This is a genomic window from Gilvibacter sp. CC01, from assembly GCF_055755295.1.
Map to the genome: position 1 here is coordinate 1,186,992 of NZ_CM146909.1, position 19,097 is coordinate 1,206,088.

Sequence of the window (19,097 nt, forward strand, 5' to 3'; positions counted from 1 at the left end):
TAAAAACAAAATAATAAGTTTAAACTATGGAAGCTATTCTAGATAAACAACAAACCAACAGCATGCCGCGTATTGGTGACGCGGCTCCAGACTTTAAAGCAGTGACCACAAAAGGTCCTATAAAGATGTCTGAATTTGCCAAAGACAAATGGGTGGTGATGTTCTCGCACCCTGCCGACTTTACCCCAGTATGTACCACAGAAATGAGCGGATTTGCCACTCGAAAGGCTGAATTTGACGCCCTGAATACTGAATTGTTAGGACTTAGTATTGACAGCATACACGCTCACCTGGGCTGGGTACAGAACGTACGTGAAAACACAGGAGTCTATTTTGACTTCCCTATCATAGCCGATCTAGACATGAATGTGTCTAAGCTATACGGTATGCTACAACCCAATGAAAGTGAGACTGCAGCCGTACGAGCTGTGTTCTTTATCGATCCTTCAAAAAAGATAAGACTTATTATGTACTACCCGCTGAATGTGGGTAGAAACATGGACGAGATTCTGAGAGCATTGGAAGCCCTGCAGGAATCAGACAAACACAAGGTTGCTATGCCACTTAACTGGAAGAAAGGGGACAAAGTGATTGTTCCTCCGCCAAAATCATTGGATGAGCTGAACGAGCGTCTTGTCGATGAATCATTAGAGAAAGTAACCTGGTACCTAGCAAAAAAGGAAATTTAGATAAACATGCTTCAGTAGGATTGGCATCATATGAAAATTTAGGTGCCAATCCATTTTATCAACACTAAGGAAACTTTTATGAAAATCAAACAATTCGAATACAAACCGTTGGCCCACTACTCATACGCCATTGTTAGTGATGGAGTAATGGCCATAATAGACCCCGAGCGTGACCCGATGCAGTATTACCAATACGCCAAGCAAGAGAACGCCAAGATAGTAGCTGTTATTCAAACCCACCCGCATGCTGACTTTGTAAGCGCACACCTACAGATACAACAAGAAACAGGAGCTACAATTTACAACAGCGCCCTTTTAGGTGCCGATTATCCACATCAGGGATTTGATGAAGGTGACACTATAAAACTAGGTGAGATCTTGCTGTCTGCACGCAACACCCCCGGGCATTCGCCAGATAGCATTACTATTGTAGCCGAAAGTGACAACACTACAGCTCTTTTTACAGGTGACACCTTATTCATAGGTGATGTCGGCCGCCCAGATCTTAGAGAAAAGGCCGGGAACATGACCGCCAAAAGACAGGAACTTGCTGGAATGATGTATGATACGATACAAAACAAGTTCAATGATCTGCCCGACGAAGCTTTGGTATATCCGGCGCACGGAGCGGGATCACTCTGCGGAAAGAACCTGAGTAGTGACAACAGTAGTACGTTGGGGCAAGAACGTATAGGTAACTGGGCATTCAAAAATCAAACCAAGGAGCAATTTGTGGCAGCTATTTTAGATAGCCAACCGTTTATACCAGCCTATTTCGGATTTAATGTTGGCATAAACAAAGTAGGAGCTCAGAACGTAAGAACTGCAAGTGCGGTCGTACCGTTCAAATACAACACTATAGCAGAAGGGCTGATTGTAGATGTAAGAGATCAGCAACGCTTTAAAACAGGTCACCTAGAAGGTAGTATAAACATTCAGGCTAAAAGTGAAAACGATAAGTTTGAGACTTGGTTGGGCTCTGTGATAGCACCAGAAGAGGCCTTTACTTTGGTTATCGACAAGCCTGAAGAGCTCGATGGTATACTGGATCGTGTGACCAAGATAGGTTATGAAGGACAACTCAATGCTGTGATCACCTTAGACAACGAGGCATTGGTCGGCAGTGACCTACTGAATGTTGAAGACTTTAGAAACAATCCCGACGCTTACACTATAGTAGATATTCGCAATGAAAGTGAAATAAACCAGGGAAAAATCTTTGCCACTGCCCTTGCACATCCACTGAATGAGCTAAGATCAACCTTAGACCAAATACCTACTGACAAACCCATAGTGGTACACTGTGCCGGGGGTTACCGCAGTGCAGCAGGTAGTAGCATCATTGCCAGCATGGTAAAAGGAACCGCGGTCTATGACCTCAGTGAGGAAGTAAATTCTTTTAAATAAGACCTTTCTTGGTAAAAAGGCCCGCTTTAAAAAGCGGGTTTTTTCAACTAAGGTATCAACGTTAACATACTAGAGTTGTGTAACCCTAGTTACTATACATCCCTACTAACAAGACTAACTTTACATCACTTTTCTAAGGTATGGAAACAGAAATTCTAGCAAGGATACAATTTGCATTCACCGTTGCTTTTCACTACATCTACCCCCCTTTAAGTATAGGTTTGGGGTTGCTAATGGTAGTCTTTGAAGGGCTCTACTTAAAAACACGTAATAAGCAATATCATATACTGGCCAAATTCTGGACCAAGATCTTTGCGCTCACCTTTGGTATTGGTGTGGTGACAGGTATAGTTATGGAGTTCGAGTTTGGCACTAACTGGGCCGTTTACTCACGCTATGTAGGTGATGTATTTGGCAGCGCCCTTGCGGCAGAAGGGATATTTGCCTTCGCTTTAGAAAGTGGCTTTTTGGGTATTCTGCTATTCGGCTGGAACCGTGTTAAACCCTGGGTGCATATGGTTTCTACTACTGGTGTATTCCTCGGATCCATGTTCTCGGCCATATGGATAGTTGTAGCCAATAGTTGGCAACAAACCCCAGCAGGATATCATATAGTCGGCGAGGGCCTAGAGGCCCGTGCAGAGATCACAGACTTTTGGGCCATGGTCTTTAACCCATCAAGTATGGATAGGTTGACCCATGTTTGGCTTGGAGCGTTTCTGGCCGGTGCGTTTCTGGTATTGAGTGTTCACGCTTTTTACCTAATAAAAGGACGCTATGTGAAGATCTCTAAAAAAGCATTTAAAATTGCACTAATAATTGCCACCTTCTTTTCAGTGGGCCAGCTGTTCACCGGCCATAAATCGGCAGAGGGAGTGGCAAAAAACCAGCCGGCCAAGCTAGCCGCTTTAGAGGGTCATTACGAAGCCTCTGGCCCGGCGGATATGTATCTTTTTGGATGGGTAGACCAAGAGCGACAACAAGTAAGTGGGCTTAAAATACCCGGCGGGCTTTCGTTCTTACTCGATTACGATACCAATGCGCCTGTAACAGGGCTCAATGCCTTTCCAGAAGATGAACGCCCCAAACAAGTGAATGCAGTGTTTCAATTCTACCATATAATGGTGACCATTGGAATGCTACTCATAGGTCTTACCCTTTTTAGTATGTTCCTCTGGTTGAAAGGAAAACTCTTTAGCAAGAAATGGTTGCTATGGATCTTTGTGTTCTCGGTTTTGCTACCACAGATAGCCAATCAGGTAGGTTGGTTTGCTGCCGAGATGGGACGTCAGCCCTGGGTGGTCTATGGGCTACTAAAAACCTCCGATGCCTTTTCACAAGCAGTAACTGACAATCAGATCTTGTTCTCACTCGTACTTTTCTTAGTGATCTACACCCTGTTGTTCCTGTTGTTCATCTACTTGCTCAGCAAAAAGATAAAACACGGCCCCTATGACGAGTCAGAAGCTCAGGATCGGCCATTTACCAAAGAAATAACTAAAGCCGTGACCGGATAAAAGAAAAAGTATATGGAGACATTTTTAGGATTGGACTACCCCACATGGTGGTTTTTGGTAGTTGGTGGACTATTCTCTGGTTATGCCATTCTCGATGGTTTTGACTTTGGTGCTGGAGCTTGGCATTTGTTCTTTAAAGAAGAAATGAGTCGCCGCATAGCGCTAAATGCTGTAGGCCCAGTATGGGATGGCAATGAGGTATGGTTGGTGATTGGTGGTGGGGCATTGTTTGCTGGATTCCCCCTGATGTATGCCACCTTCTTTTCATCGCTCTATATACCCTTTATGTTATTTCTGATGTTTATCATCTTTAGAGCCATAGCTATAGAATTTAGAGGCAAAGAACCTATGAAGTGGTGGCGCAATCTTTGGGATGTGTGCTACAGCGTCTCTAGCATTATGCTTGCCTTTTTATTGGGAATCGTATTGGGCAATGTGTTGCAAGGGATCCAAATTGGACCCAACTACTTATACCAGGGCGATGGAGTCTTTGAATTTCTAAACCCCTATGCACTAATGACAGGCGTAACAACCCTTGGGCTGTTCATGTCGCATGGGGCAATCTACCTTTTGCTAAAAACAGAAGGACGCTTATTCGCTAAGCTGCGTTTGCTATTGAAACGAGGCATGATACTATTTATGGTAAGTTTTGCCATCACTACTCTTTATACCTTACTATACATCCCACATCTGTCTGATGGTTTTAAGGCCAACCCTGAGCTATTTGTAGTCCCTTTGCTTGTCTTTTTAAGTATTGCTAATGTGCCCAGGCTGGCCAATAGAAAAAGATACAGACTTGCTTTTTTGTTCTCCTCCATTACCATTGCACTACTTCTGGTACTTGTAGCGGTAGAGCTCTACCCAGACCTGCTTATTTCATCTATAGGCCCAGAATACTCCATTGATATTTACAAGGCAGCATCGTCTACCAAATCGATGCAGATCATGCTCACGATAGTTGCTATAGGAACACCCTTGGTATTGGGCTACACCATTTTTGTGTATAAAACCTTTAGTGGCAAAGTTAAAATTGACGATCACAGTTATTAAAAGTATACCATGCGTAAGCTAGTTTATCTAATAATACTTTTTTCTCTCGGAGCATTTGCACAGCATGACCCAAAGCAAAGCGAACCCGAGACCCTAATGGAGATCTTTAAAAACTCGCACGTACACGGCCATGTACGCAATTACTTTATGAATACAGCCAATCAGGGCGAGCTAAGAGACTATTACACCAATGCCCTAGGCGGTGCTATTGCAATAAAGACGGCACCGTATAAAGGTTTTGAAATTGGCATTAAGGGTATCTTTACCTATAAGACCTTCTCTGCAGACCTTAATGAACCTGATTCTACAACTGGTCAGGTATCAAAATGGGAACACGAACTTTACGATATAAATGACCTAGACAATTTCAATGACCTGGACAGGCTAGAACAGCTCTACCTGCGCTACAACTTTAAGGACGGTTATGCTACCTACGGCAAAATGGAAATTGAAGATACACCGCTACTCAACGAAAGTGACGGGCGCATGAAACCCTTTGCATTTAAAGGGCTGTGGTTGAATTACCAGATTAAGGACCACCATTTTAACCTAAGCTGGCTAGACCGTGTATCACCTCGTAGTACTGTGGAGTGGTACAGTTTTCAGGAAGCCTTGGGGCTTACCAACAACGGTTTTCAACCCAATGGCGAAGTGGCCGAATACGCCGAACACCTGGAGTCTGAAGGGATAGCCATGTTGCAATATGAGACCGCCTATAAAGACTTTGACCTGCAAGTGAACCACTGGTATTTGCACCGGGTGATGAACACCAGCATGTTGCTTCTAGACTGGCACAAAAACGATTTTCACCTCGGGTTGCAATACGCGCTACAGCTGCCGGATAATGCACAAAAAGAGCTGGAGTACGACAACCGCTACCTGCAACCCGGAGAACGCGGACAGGTCTTCTCAACAAAAGCAGGGTTAAACAAACCGCATTGGAAGCTTGATCTGGCCTATACCCACGCCTTTGATACAGGGCGGTTCTTGTTCCCCAGAGAACTAGGCCGCGATCATTTCTTCACCTCAATCTCTCGTTCACGGCTGGAAGGTTTTGGCGATGTAGACGTACTAACCATTAGTGGCGGGACAGATTTAAAAATAGACCGCTTCTACATTGGGGCCGAGTTCACAACTGTATTTGGTGCAGAGGTAGATGATTTTCAGTTCAACAAATACAACCTAGATGAATATTACCAACTGAACACCCATCTGCACTACGAGCTAGACGGCTTCTTAGAAGGCCTTAAGCTAGATCTGCTCTACGTTTACAAGGAAAATACAAATAACACTGACCCCGAGACGATCTTTAATACAAGTAACTTTCACCAGTTGAACTTTGTGGTGAATTATGACTTTTAGGGCGTCAATAACAAGATGTAATTTATCAGCACTGTAAGTGATCCATTTAAGATGCTCTTATATTGTCTTCTATGCACACATCAACAACCTCCTATTTATGTTTTATTTAAACCTAGACTTCCTCTGCATGAGATCTTAAAATTCAGCGGATTCAACAGAAACAAAATTCACCTCTGTGTAACCTCGGCCAACTAAGGAGCGTCTCAATTCCAAATAACAAAGCCATGGCAATAAACAGCAAGGTCTTAGAATGGGTCTTTAGGCTATACGTTTTTATATTCTTGAGTATCTACGGATTTGGCAAATTGGCAGGAGGTCAATTTTACAGAAAAGGACAATTACCGCCAGAAGTAGGTCAATTAACCTTAGAACAGGCAGACAGCTTTAGTCTGGGATGGACTTTTATGGGACATTCCTACGGCTATATCTTAGCCATTGGAAGCGTACAATTGCTGGGTGCATTTATGCTTCTGTTCAATAAAACAAAACTGCTAGGCACCCTGGTTTTACTACCCATAATGGTAAACATCGTTCTATTCGACATTGTTTTTCTCGAACCTAAAGGCGCCTTGGTCAATGCCAGTATTTATCTGTTGATGCTATTGGGTATTTTATGGTTCAATCGATTGGCAATACAAAAAGCACTCAAGACAATAACCACTCTTAATTCAACTTCTACTCCTAGGTTTTTCAATCATGGCTGGAAATTCATCCTTCTTGTTTTGCTGCTGATGGCTGGAATCTTTTTTATAGATCAGACTCTTGTTGGCTTGGTGGGGAGGTAATCTAATCACCTACAATCATCAATCCAGTAAACGAAAAAAGCCCGCAGCTTTCGCTATGGGCTTTTTGAAGTGCGGATGCCCCCGAACGAAAAAATGATGTCCAGTGGACATCATTAGTGAGGGGTAGGCCTGTCGCGTCGGAAGTGATAGTTCTCTAATATTGATTTAAGGCAGCTCTTCTAGGAGTGTGACTGCCGCGCAGGCGGTTCGACCGCTGAATCAAATAAAAAAACCTCCAGTGGATGTTTTTAGCGAGGGGCCGGCGCTGAGGGAGCAGGCGGTTCGACCCCTTAAACAAACGAAAAAAGCCCGCAGCTTTCGCTGTGGGCTTTTTGAAGTGCGGATGAAGGGAGTCGAACCCCCACGCCTTGCGGCACTAGATCCTAAGTCTGGTATATATTGCACTAATAAAACATAAATTAACTCATTTTCAATGGTTTATGTTTTTCATCATTTTATTTAAAGTCAATTAATATCAGTTAATATCAACATTTGTTGTACCTATGTTGTACCCAGAATTCCTAATAAAGACGTATCTTTAAAGTGAATTTTTGACAAAATGTTGTACCTGATTTGGCTTTCGTATCTAAAACAGGTTCAAAATGTCAACGAGTGCAAAAATAATACTTCGCAAAAAGCCTAATGCAAAAGGGCTGTATCCGCTTGCAATTAGGATAACCAAAGACCGTCGTTCAACTTACAAACACATAGGCCATTACATTGAATTAGAGGATTGGGACTCTAAAAACCTAAAGGTAAAAAAATCGCATTCTGAAGCTGAAAGCCTGAACAATTTGATAGCTTCCAAACTATCCGAAGCCAGAAAAGGGCTTATTGCATTACAGACGGATAATAAAGGTGCTACTGCTCGACAAATCAAAAAAGAAATATATAAGCCAACTTCGAGCTTAACTTTTTTTGATTTTGCTGACGAGCATCTTGAAGCCTTAGAAGCTGAAAAGAAAATCAATCGCCATTCTACAGATTCAGCTTGGGTGAGTTATATAGAAAAATACTGCTCTGGCCGACATTTGACTTTCCAAGAAATCAATGAGCGCTTTCTCAAAAAATTCAAGATTTATTTAAAGGGTTCTTGCTCATTAACTGAAACTACTGCAATGAATGTAATGGTATTGATAAGGTTACTGTTCAATAGAGCCATTAGGGATAAGGTTGTAAGTAAGGAAATATATCCCTTTGGCAAGGATAAGTTTAAAATCAAATTTCCCGAAACCACAAAAACAGGGCTTTCAGGAAAAGAAATAAAAGCCCTGGAAAGTGTTACTGAACTAACTGATATGGAAAGACACTCATTAAATGTTTGGTTGTTCAGTTTCTATTTTGCTGGAATGCGTGTTTCGGATGTGTTGTTTATAAGGTGGTCCCAGATTTATGATGGGCGATTGCATTATAGAATGGGGAAAAATTCAAAGTTACTCTCCCTTAAAATTCCAGCTAAGGTTGAAAAAATCTTGCTACAGTACATTGAGGACAGAGTAAATGATGATGACTTTGTTTTCCCGGAAATGAAAAAAGCTGACTTATCTGATGCGAAAGACATATATCGAAAGAAAAAAGTAGCAAATAAAAAATTCAATGACCACCTTAAAAAGATTGCGAAAAGAGCAGGCATCCAGAAAAAAGTTACGATGCACATTGCTCGACATTCTTTTGGCAATATTGCAGGCGATAACATTCATCCGCTTATGCTTCAAAAATTATATCGGCATACGGATTTGAAAACCACCATTAACTATCAAGCTAATTTTATTCATAAAGATGCTGACGATGCTTTGGACAGTGTGGTAAATTTTTTATAAAAACATATTTTCTTAAAAACTCTAACCTATTAGAAAAACAAAATAAATATATTTAAGTATTTGCTTAAATAATTATATAATTGTAGCTTTACTCAAAATTGTAATTATGGCTCTTGAATTAAGTTGCACCCGTGCCGAGGCAGACCAGAAGCAATTGATGCGCTGTCGTGAGACGTTGAAAACAAGTTCAGAATCAATCAACAGTATTGGCAAGGTACTCGCCCTGGCAGGTAATGAGACCAGACTGAAGATACTTTTCCTCTTGAAAGAGGAAGGTGAACTTTGTCCTTGTGATTTTTCAGATATACTGGAAATGAGCGTACCCGCAATTTCGCAGCATATCCGTAAAATGAAGGATGCTGAATTGATAACTTCGAGACGTGATGGTCAAACGTTGTACTACTCCTTGGTCAAGGATTCAAGCAATGTGTTGGAAGGAATATTCGGTAGGCTTAAAGAAAACAAACAAGTAGCATAGAATGAACACATCCAAATCATCAAATACAGCAGCGTACACCGGCATTTTCACAGCGGTCGCTGCCTCAGTCTGTTGCATCACACCAGTGCTTGCACTATTGGCAGGAACAAGCGGTATTGCTTCGACATTTTCTTGGATAGAACCTTTTAGACCTTATTTAATCGGACTGACAATTTTAGTTCTTGGATTCGCTTGGTACCAGAAGCTAAAGCCAAAATCACAGCACGAAATTGATTGTGCCTGTGAAGATGATGAGAAACCTTCTTTTCTACAATCAAAAACATTTCTGCTTATTGTGACCCTCTTTGCGAGTCTAATGCTGGCATTTCCCTATTACTCAGGAATATTTTATACCCAACCAACCAAGGAAATCGTATATGTGCAACAGGACAATATTGTTAAAAAAACCTTTACCGTTGAAGGAATGACTTGTACTGGTTGCGAAAACCACGTCAAGAGCGAGGTAAACAAGTTGGACGGTATACTTTCTGTTAAGGCCAGTTTCAAAGAGGGCATAACAATAGTCAAATATGACCGCACCAAAGTATCTGAGGAACAAATAATAAACGCAATCAACAGTACAGGTTATAAAGTCTCTGAATAATATGGATACTACAATTTTAAAATCCACCATTACCTGTCCCAAATGCGGGCACAAAGAAGAGGAACAAATGCCCACCGATGCCTGTCAGTTTTTCTATGAATGTAAAAACTGTAAGGTAGTAATTCGGCCAAAGGAAGGCGATTGTTGCGTGTACTGTTCATATGGCACCAAGGCTTGTCCACCTGTCCAAAATGATATGAAATGTTGCGAATGAGCAAAATTAAAATTCCGTTAAACCCAACAAAAACTGTTAAAATTTTGTAATTTTGCATTGATGAAAAAGATCTTCCATAAGATATTATCCGTTTTGATGGCTTTGGTAGTGATGTTCACTACAATGTCGTTTACGGTGGATATGCATTATTGTGGGGATTCTTTGGTTGATTTTAGTTTCTTCACAAAAGCAGAATCTTGCGGGATGGAAAAAGCACAACCAACCAGGGGTTGTGAAAATCCTGCTATGAGCGAGAAATCTTGTTGCTCGGACCAAAAAATAGTGAAGGAAGGTAGCGACGACCTTAAAACATCATTCAATAAACTTACTTTTGAGCAACAGACCTTCGTTGCCACATTTTTCTACACCTATATCAATCTTTTCGAGGGACTTGATGAAAACATTGTTCCCTTCAAGGATTACTCGCCCCCCTTTATTGAACGGGACGTTCAGATACTTTACGAGACCTATTTAATTTGATTTTTAGACAGTAGTCCGATTCCGATACCCATCGGAACGGCACTAAGCCCAACGGTTATCCCGTTCTGGGCACGTTTTGTTGTATTCAACTTTTAGAATTGCAACAAGACCACCATTGTATAACTGTCTAATTATCATTTTGTATGCTGAACAAAGGCATAAAATTCCTTATAGAAAATAAGCTCGTTGCGGTACTGATGCTCGCCCTTTTCGTGGGTTGGGGCATCGTGAACGCACCCTTTAATTGGGACACCGGAATATTGCCCAATGACCCTGTGGCTGTAGATGCCATACCCGATATTGGCGAAAACCAACAGATTGTTTTCACCAAGTGGCAGGGGCGCTCCCCTCAGGATATCGAGGACCAGATTACCTACCCGCTTACCACTTCCCTTCTCGGAATACCTGGCGTCAAGACCATTCGCAGTTCTTCGATGTTCGGCTTTTCGAGTATCTATATCATTTTTGAAGAGGATATCGAATTCTACTGGTCGCGTAGCCGCATCCTCGAAAAGCTCAATTCGCTACCCAGTGGTCTGTTGCCCGATGGTGTCAATCCCGCCTTGGGTCCAGATGCTACGGGATTAGGCCAGATTTTTTGGTACACGCTGGAAGGCCGTGATAAGGACGGGAACGTCACGGGTGGATGGGACTTACAGGAACTTCGTAGTATACAAGATTACTACGTAAAATATGCTCTTTCTTCTGCCAGCGGTGTTTCAGAAGTGGCTTCCATCGGTGGTTATGTGCAGGAATACCAAGTGGATGTTGACCCTGAAAAGATGCGTCAGTACAACATCGGTCTGGCCGATATAGTAAAGGCGGTTAAGGAAAGCAATCAGGACATCGGTGCGCAGACCTTGGAAATGAACAAGGCCGAATACCTGGTGCGCGGTCTGGGCTACGTGAAATCCATAGCAGATATAGAAAATGCCGTAGTTGATTCCGAAAATTTCACATCTATCCGAATCAAGGATGTAGGCAAGGTACACTTGGGACCAGCTACACGTCGAGGCATTTTGGACAAGGAAGGTGCCGAAGTTGTGGGCGGTGTGGTGGTAGCCCGCTATGGTGCCAATCCGCTGGAAGTCATCAATAATGTCAAAGACCAAATCGACGAGGTAAGCTCGGGGCTTCCTTCAAAAGAACTGGCCGACGGTAGAACCTCCCAAGTCACTATTGTCCCCTTTTACGACCGTACCGAACTCATTCAAGAAACCTTGGGTACGCTCAACGAGGCCCTGACCTTGGAAATCCTGATTACCATTTTGGTCATTATCATAATGGTTTTCAATCTCAGAGCATCCATATTGATTTCTGGATTATTGCCCGTGGCGGTGTTGATGGTCTTTATCACGATGAAGCTCTTTAATGTGGATGCGAACATTGTGGCACTTTCGGGTATCGCCATTGCTATTGGTACGATGGTAGATGTCGGGGTCATCCTTGCCGAAAATATGATTCGACATCTGGAAGACGAAGATTTACGGGTAAACAAAAACGGTCAACCCTATACAACAAACGAAATCGTTTACAACGCCACATCCGAAGTTTCCGGCGCTATTGTTACTGCTGTAATGACTACAATAATTAGTTTCCTTCCGGTGTTTACGATGATTGGTGCTGAAGGGAAACTCTTTCGACCATTGGCATTTACCAAAACAATGGCATTGGCCGCTGCACTCGTTATTGCCCTATTCCTTATACCGCCATTCGCAGCCACTTTCTTTAGAAAGACCGAAATGCGGGAACGGCTCAAATATGCCATCAATGGGCTTTTAATCCTTTTGGGAATCACCGCAGTGATTTTTGGGTATTGGATAGGATTGGTACTTGTCGCTTTTGGCTTGGTAGCCATTTTATCGATGCGTGTTACGCTTTCGCGAAATCGAGCTGGCGAGATTCACGACCAAAGGGAGAGCGTAGCGGTAAAGCAAAAAAATCTCATCAATACGGCTATTGCCACAATCGCAGTTGTATTCCTATTGGCTGAATACTGGCGACCGCTCGGCTTCGACCGCAGCCTGATTATGAACCTCATTTTTGTAGCGGTAAGCTGTTTTGGTGTTCTGGGCATCTTTTCGCTACTCAGAAAATACTACGATAGCATCTTAAGATGGGCATTGCAAAACAGATTGCTGTTCTTGATAATTCCCACCACATTGCTGGTTCTCGGTTTCTTCATAATGCGCAACACGGGTAAGGAATTTATGCCAGCGCTCAACGAGGGTTCGTTCCTGTTGATGCCTACCTCGCTACCGCACTCAGGTGTAGCCGAAAATAAACGGGTCTTGCAACAATTGGATATGGCGGTGGCCACCATCCCTGAAATCGAGACCGTGGTCGGAAAGGCAGGCCGCACCGAATCCGCGCTTGACCCGGCACCGCTTTCGATGTACGAGAACGTGATTCAGTACAAGTCGGAATATATGCGCAACGCTTCAGGGGAACGGCAACGCTATCGGGTAAACGACGACGGACTTTTTGTATTGAAAAATGATAGGTTCCATATTAATCCGAACAACGAAGTAGAAAACGATGCCAGTTATGAAGCATCCCAATTGCAAACTACCATCACAAGAAACGAATTGATTCCCGATGATGATGGCGAGTACTACCGAAACTGGCGACCTGAAATCCAGAGCCCGGATGATATCTGGAACGAAATCGTCAGGGTCACTAAACTGCCCGGTATTACTTCCGCCCCTAAGTTACAGCCTATCGAAACCCGATTGGTGATGCTGCAAACGGGTATGCGCGCGCCAATGGGCATTAAGGTCAAGGGGCAGGACTTACGGGAAATCGAAGCTTTCGGCTTGGAACTCGAAGAAATATTGAAACAGGCCGAAGGTGTAAAAGAACAGGCCGTATTTGCCGACCGTATCGTGGGCAAACCCTATCTGTTGGTGGATATCAAACGGGAACAGTTGGCGCGTTACGGGGTTTCGATTATGGACGTACAGGAAATCCTGCAAGTGGCCGTAGGTGGGATGCCCCTGACCCAAACAGTCGAAGGTAGGGAACGCTACGCCGTTAGGGTACGCTACCCACGAGAGCTGCGTGATAATCCGACCGACCTAAAGAATATCTACGTTCCCGTGGAAAAAGGAAGCCCCGTTCCCCTTGGCGAACTCGTGGACATCCGGTATGAGCAAGGTCCGCAGGTCATCAAAAGTGAGGACACCTTCTTGGTCGGCTATGTTTTATTTGACAAGCTGGACGGCTTTGCCGAAGTGGATGTGGTGGAAAATGCCCAGGCCTTGATTCAAGAAAAGATAGACAGCGGCGAACTGACCGTACCCAAAGGCATCAGCTACAAGTTTACGGGCACCTATGAAAACCAGTTGCGTGCAGAGAAAACCCTGTCCATCGTGGTTCCGCTATGCTTGATTATCATATTTCTCATTCTATACTTTCAGTTTAAATCGGTCACCACCTCATTGATGGTATTTACCGCCATTGCCGTAGCATTTGCAGGTGGCTTTGTGATGATTTGGCTCTATGGACAAGACTGGTTTCTCAATTTCAATTTGTTCGGTGAGAACCTTCGCGAGTTGTTCAATATCAAAACTATCAACCTGAGCGTTGCGGTCTGGGTCGGATTCATCGCACTCTTTGGTATTGCTACCGATGACGGTGTGGTGATGGCAACCTATCTCGACCAATCTTTCGATAAGGAAAAACCGAATGACAAACCGGGCATTCGTCAAGCTACCCGTGAAGCGGCAGGCAAGCGTATCCGTCCCTGTTTGATGACGACCGTAACGACCGTTCTTGCCTTGTTGCCAGTGCTAACATCCACCGGAAAGGGAAGCGATATAATGATTCCAATGGCCATTCCCATTGTGGGTGGGATGCTCATTGATGTAACCTCATATTTCCTGTTGCCCGTACTATATAGCTGGCGGGAAGAAAATCAACTTAAACGAGCGAGCAAATGAAAAATGTAAAAATCATCATCGGATTATTGCTTGTTTCTTTTTACGCGGAAGCGCAAGAGCTTCAATCTTATATACAGGAAGCAGAAGCGAACAATCCAGATATTCAGGCTTACGAGCTGCGGTACAATATCGCCGAAGAAAAAGTGAACGAAGTCAATACGCTACCTAATACTGTGGTAAGCGCAGGATACTTTGTAAGCGAACCCGAAACCCGAACGGGTGCGCAACGGGCACGATTTTCGATTTCGCAGATGTTGCCGTGGTTCGGTACGATAACGGCACGGGAAAACTATGCCAGCTCAATGGCGGAAACCGAGTTTGTTGAAATTGCCATTGCCAAACGAAAACTGGCACTTTCGGTCGCCCAATCCTACTATCAACTATATGCCATCAATGCGAAACAGGATGTACTGGACGAAAACATCCAACTACTACAAACTTACGAACGGTTGGCATTGACCTCTGTGGAAGTGGGCAAGGCTTCCGCAGTTGATGTTCTACGGTTGCAGATTCGCCAGAACGAACTGCAACAACAAAAAGAGGTCTTGCAGGAGGAGTATTTGGCGGAACAGGTCAGCTTCAACAATCTTTTGAACCGAAAGGAAAGCATTGCCGTTGAAATCGTCCCAGAAATGACCATCCCAACGGAAGACCCGATATACAGCGATGAAGGATTGGCGCTTAATCCCGAACTGCTCAAATATGATAGACTTTACGAGTCCATTGAACAATCCGAATTGCTGAACCAAAAGGAAAGTGCCCCGAACATCGGTTTTGGATTGGACTATGTACCCGTTTCCGAACGTCCCGATATGACCTTTAGCGACAACGGCAAGGATATCGTGATGCCAATGGTATCGCTGTCCATACCTATTTTCAACAACCGCTATTCATCGGTTTCCAAACAGAACGAACTGAGACAACTGGAAATCGAATCACAAAAAACAGAGCGTTTGAATGTACTTGAAACCGCTTTCGCGAAAGCAAAATCACAGCGCAATCAAGCCCGTATTCAGTTCAATACCCAAGAAAAGAGTTTAATGCAGGCTAACGATGCCGAGGAAATATTAATAAAGAATTATGAAACGGGAACCATCGATTTTAACGATGTGCTGGACATTCAGGAATTGCAACTGAAATTTCAGATGAACCAAATCGAATCCATAAAGATGTATTACGTGCAATCAGCACTTTTAAACTATTTAATAAATTAAAAATGAAAATATTACAAATCACCACCCTATTGCTGTTTTCTTCTACTGTATTTGCCCAAGTAGGCACAAACGGTGCGGACAGAAATGAAGAAGGTAGACCTGTCAAGGAGTATAACTTAACCATTGAAGAAAATGAAATGACGCTCGCTGGTGTAACAGCAAAAGGAATGACCATCAATGGTAGTATTCCTGGACCAGTCTTGGAATTCACCGAGGGCGACCTCGCCATTATCAATGTTACCAATAAAATGGATGTGGAAACCTCTGTACATTGGCACGGGTTGATATTACCCAATTTTTACGATGGCGTTCCCTATTTGACCACGCCACCTATTAAACCAGGAACAACTTTTCAATACAGAATCCCAATCAACCAATCAGGCACCTACTGGTACCATTCCCACACGATGCTACAGGAGCAAAGCGGTGTTTATGGGTCTATTATTATTCACCCAAAAGAAAAAACTCTGGAATATGACAAGGATTTGGTTGTGGTACTCTCTGATTGGACCAACGAAAATCCTATGAATGTTTTGAGAAACCTTAAAAGAGGTAACGAGTGGTATCAGGTCAAAAAAGGTACGGCGGTTCCTTTGGGCAGGGTTATCAAGGAAGGCGCATTTGGTGCACAACTGAAATTTTGGAGAGACCGTATGGAAGGAGCAGATATAGCCGACATCTATTATCCGGCATTTCTGACCAATGGAAAATCATTGGCCGAGTATCCCGAATTCAAAACAGGCGAAAAAGTACGGCTTCGCTTTATCAATGCATCCGCCTCTACCTATTACTGGATGGATTTTGGCGGTGGCAACCCTATGGTCGTTGCGGGCGATGGTATTGATGTGGAACCTGTACCTAAAAGCCGTTTCCTTTTTGGTATTGCCGAAACCTATGATGTTATCGTAACCATCCCTGAAGGTACTTTGGAAGTTACCGCCACCGCTCAAGACGGTTCTGGTAGCACCTCGTTGCGCTTGGGACAGGGAAGCCTGTATCCAGCAAAAAGAATTGAGAGACCGGACAAGGTTGCAATGATGAAACAAATGGCCAAAATGGATATGAAGATGGGCGCCCCTGCAATGGTGGGTAACAAAAAGAAAAAAACACCCGAGTTTTTGAAGGAAAATTACGGGATGAAAATGGATATGAAAGATGGCCAGATGAATATGGGAATGCAAGACAAAATGTCAATGAATAAAGGCGAAATGGGCGACAATATGAAGATGGACGACCATAAGCAAATGAAGATGGATAAAAAGATGGACGGTATGGCAGGAATGAAAAAAGATTCAATGCCAATGAAATCTACCGAACCTTCGCATATGATGGGAGGCCATATGGGGCACGATATGCCTATGATGCAAAAAGACACTTCCTCTTTTGATTACGATACCCGTAAAACCTATTTCAACTATGATTTCTTAAAAGCGAAGGAAAATACCACCTACAAGGCTGATTTGCCCGTAAACGACATTCTATTAAACCTGACCGGAAATATGCAACGCTATGTGTGGAGTATTAACGGTGTGCCACTTTCAGAAACGGATAAGATTAAAATCAGGGGTGGTGAAGTAACCCGCATTACCCTTAACAACCTAACGATGATGCACCACCCGATGCACCTTCACGGGCATTATTTTAGGGTAATCAATGAAAATGGTGAGCGCTCGCCGTTGAAACACACCGTCAATGTGCCACCGATGCAGAAAGTGGTTATCGAGTTCTATAACGAGGAGTATGGCGATTGGTTCTTTCACTGCCACATCCTGTACCATATGATGGGCGGTATGGCTCGCGTATTCAGCTATGATACCCCAAGGGATGAAAGGATGAAAAACTTTCCCGTTCAAAAACTGATTGACGAAACAGACCATTACTATTCTTGGGGATTGTTGCGTGCAGGCTCAAACTTTAATGAACTATTTCTGATGTCAAGCAATATTCGGAATGAATTTGGTTTAAGAGCAGAGTTCGATTATAACAAAAACCTTGAAGCCGAAGTAAACTATAATAGGTATCTCAATGATTGGGTGCGCCTCTATGTAGGAGTAAATACCGAAACTTCTACACCCGACTCGTATGACACCTTTAATACAGTAGGTCTAATTGGTGTAAAATACTTTACGCCTTACCGATTTAATGTAGATGTGAGTGTAGACCATCAACTGCGCCCAAGGATACGTCTCGATAGGGAACTGTTGCTTTTTCCACGCTTTTTCCTTGAAGGGGAATACGAATACCGGGCAGACTTTGGTTGGGTGAACGATATAGGCGATACATCCTATCAGGGCGAAACGCAATGGTTGGTGGGAACCTCTTATATCCTATCCCGAAATTTTTCAATACAAGCAAATTACAATAACCGATATGGCTGGGGTGGCGGTCTTTTAGCCCGATTTTAACAAAGTAACAATTTAAAACAAACACAAAATGAAAACAGTAAAGAGAACGATAGGTACAATGGCACTTGCTACCGTAGTGATGGTAACAGTTTCCTGCAAGGACGGAAATAAGAACGAACCCGCCAAGCCAATGAGCAATGAAATACATCAAGAAAAGATGGATGATAAGGAAGATATGGCTATGGATAACAGCCAAGATGCCAAGGCAGAAGCGATATTGAAGGACTATTTCAACTTGAAGGACGCTTTGGTCAACGATGACAATTCCAAAGCAAAGGAACTGGGCAACACCTTGGCACAATCGCTCAAATCCTTTGATGCATCGAGCTACTCGGACAGCGAGCAGAACGAACTAAACGATATCATTGAGGATGCCACCGAACACGCCGAGCATATTGGCGAGAGCGATATAGCCCACCAACGCGAGCATTTTAAAACGCTTAGCAAGGATATGACCGATATGGTGGCGATAACGGGAACTTCAATGACCATTTATGAGCAGTACTGCCCAATGTACGATAACAATAAAGGCGGTGCTTGGCTAAGTATGAATGAAGAAATCAGAAACCCCTATTTCGGTGCCCAAATGCTAAAATGTGGTAAGGTGCAACGTGAAATCAACTAAGTGAAAATAGTAAAAATCATAGCGTGGATAGCATTGGTTGCCTTTGTGGTCATCCAGTTTTTTCCTGTGGACTATAACCAGAGTGAAACCGTACCACAAACCGATTTTATGCTCGTGAATAATGTACCTGCAACGGTAGAACAATCGTTGCAGGTTTCCTGCTATGATTGCCATAGCAATAATACCGATTATCCTTGGTACAGCAAGGTACAACCCTCTTCTTGGTACTTGGAACATCATATCAAAGAAGGAAAGGCAGAGCTGAATTTCAACGAATGGGGCAACCTTTCCGACCGAAGGAAAAATAGCAAATTACGGTCTATCATAAACCAGATTGAGGATGGGGAAATGCCTTTGGATAGTTACACGCTAATTCATCGGGATGCAATTTTTTCTGAGGCGAACAAAACAGCAGTAATTGACTATATGAATAAACTAAAAGATAGCTTGGAATAAAGTCCTGCTGCGGGAAGGGTAGTATGATGGTTCGTAGTAACCCTTTCCGT

General features: G+C 43.2%; 16 protein-coding genes. All 16 read left to right on the plus strand.

The window, feature by feature from the left end:
- Positions 1-26: 26 nt before the first annotated feature.
- Positions 27-689, plus strand: coding sequence for a peroxiredoxin (locus AC0J2F_RS05600; RefSeq protein WP_473009204.1), 663 nt, complete (start codon positions 27-29; stop codon positions 687-689).
- A 78-nt stretch (positions 690-767) separates the two neighbouring features.
- Entirely contained in the window at positions 768-2,096 is a 1,329-nt protein-coding gene (locus AC0J2F_RS05605; RefSeq protein ID WP_473009205.1) for an MBL fold metallo-hydrolase, read from the plus strand.
- A gap of 140 nt (positions 2,097-2,236) precedes the next feature.
- Positions 2,237-3,613 (plus strand): cytochrome ubiquinol oxidase subunit I, encoded by a 1,377-nt coding sequence (locus AC0J2F_RS05610; RefSeq protein WP_473009206.1) that lies wholly within the window; start codon positions 2,237-2,239, stop codon positions 3,611-3,613.
- Between the two features lie 12 nt (positions 3,614-3,625).
- The gene (gene cydB / locus AC0J2F_RS05615) at positions 3,626-4,663 is read left to right on the plus strand and encodes a cytochrome d ubiquinol oxidase subunit II (RefSeq protein WP_473009207.1); all 1,038 of its coding nucleotides are present in this window, start codon (positions 3,626-3,628) and stop codon (positions 4,661-4,663) included.
- 9 nt (positions 4,664-4,672) lie between these two features.
- Positions 4,673-6,025, plus strand: coding sequence for a hypothetical protein (locus tag AC0J2F_RS05620; protein WP_473009208.1), 1,353 nt, complete (start codon positions 4,673-4,675; stop codon positions 6,023-6,025).
- A gap of 224 nt (positions 6,026-6,249) precedes the next feature.
- Positions 6,250-6,810, plus strand: a complete 561-nt coding sequence (locus AC0J2F_RS05625; protein WP_473009209.1) for a hypothetical protein — start codon at positions 6,250-6,252, stop codon at positions 6,808-6,810.
- Positions 6,811-7,412: 602 nt separating this feature from the next.
- Positions 7,413-8,630 carry a site-specific integrase gene (locus AC0J2F_RS05630; RefSeq protein ID WP_045802086.1) on the plus strand — a complete coding sequence of 406 codons (1,218 nt, stop codon included), beginning with the start codon at positions 7,413-7,415 and terminating at the stop codon, positions 8,628-8,630.
- A gap of 106 nt (positions 8,631-8,736) precedes the next feature.
- Positions 8,737-9,108 (plus strand): ArsR/SmtB family transcription factor, encoded by a 372-nt coding sequence (locus AC0J2F_RS05635; protein WP_473009210.1) that lies wholly within the window; start codon positions 8,737-8,739, stop codon positions 9,106-9,108.
- A gap of 1 nt (position 9,109) precedes the next feature.
- Positions 9,110-9,712, plus strand: coding sequence for a mercuric transport protein MerTP (gene merTP / locus AC0J2F_RS05640; RefSeq protein WP_473009211.1), 603 nt, complete (start codon positions 9,110-9,112; stop codon positions 9,710-9,712).
- Between the two features lies 1 nt (position 9,713).
- Entirely contained in the window at positions 9,714-9,926 is a 213-nt protein-coding gene (locus tag AC0J2F_RS05645) for a GDCCVxC domain-containing (seleno)protein (RefSeq protein ID WP_084598184.1), read from the plus strand.
- A 60-nt stretch (positions 9,927-9,986) separates the two neighbouring features.
- Entirely contained in the window at positions 9,987-10,406 is a 420-nt protein-coding gene (locus AC0J2F_RS05650; protein ID WP_045802082.1) for an HYC_CC_PP family protein, read from the plus strand.
- 143 nt (positions 10,407-10,549) lie between these two features.
- Positions 10,550-14,347: an efflux RND transporter permease subunit gene (locus tag AC0J2F_RS05655; RefSeq protein ID WP_473009212.1), complete on the plus strand. Its 3,798-nt coding sequence runs from the start codon at positions 10,550-10,552 to the stop codon at positions 14,345-14,347.
- Positions 14,344-15,561 (plus strand): TolC family protein, encoded by a 1,218-nt coding sequence (locus tag AC0J2F_RS05660; protein WP_119638282.1) that lies wholly within the window; start codon positions 14,344-14,346, stop codon positions 15,559-15,561. Before AC0J2F_RS05655 ends, AC0J2F_RS05660 begins: the two co-directional genes overlap by 4 nt.
- 2 nt (positions 15,562-15,563) lie before the next feature.
- Complete coding sequence (locus AC0J2F_RS05665) at positions 15,564-17,966, plus strand: multicopper oxidase domain-containing protein (protein WP_138257797.1); 2,403 nt, start codon at positions 15,564-15,566, stop codon at positions 17,964-17,966.
- Positions 17,967-17,994: 28 nt separating this feature from the next.
- Positions 17,995-18,591 carry a DUF3347 domain-containing protein gene (locus AC0J2F_RS05670; RefSeq protein ID WP_138257798.1) on the plus strand — a complete coding sequence of 199 codons (597 nt, stop codon included), beginning with the start codon at positions 17,995-17,997 and terminating at the stop codon, positions 18,589-18,591.
- Complete coding sequence (locus AC0J2F_RS05675) at positions 18,592-19,047, plus strand: heme-binding domain-containing protein (RefSeq protein ID WP_138257799.1); 456 nt, start codon at positions 18,592-18,594, stop codon at positions 19,045-19,047. It abuts the gene before it with no gap.
- Positions 19,048-19,097: the final 50 nt, after the last annotated feature.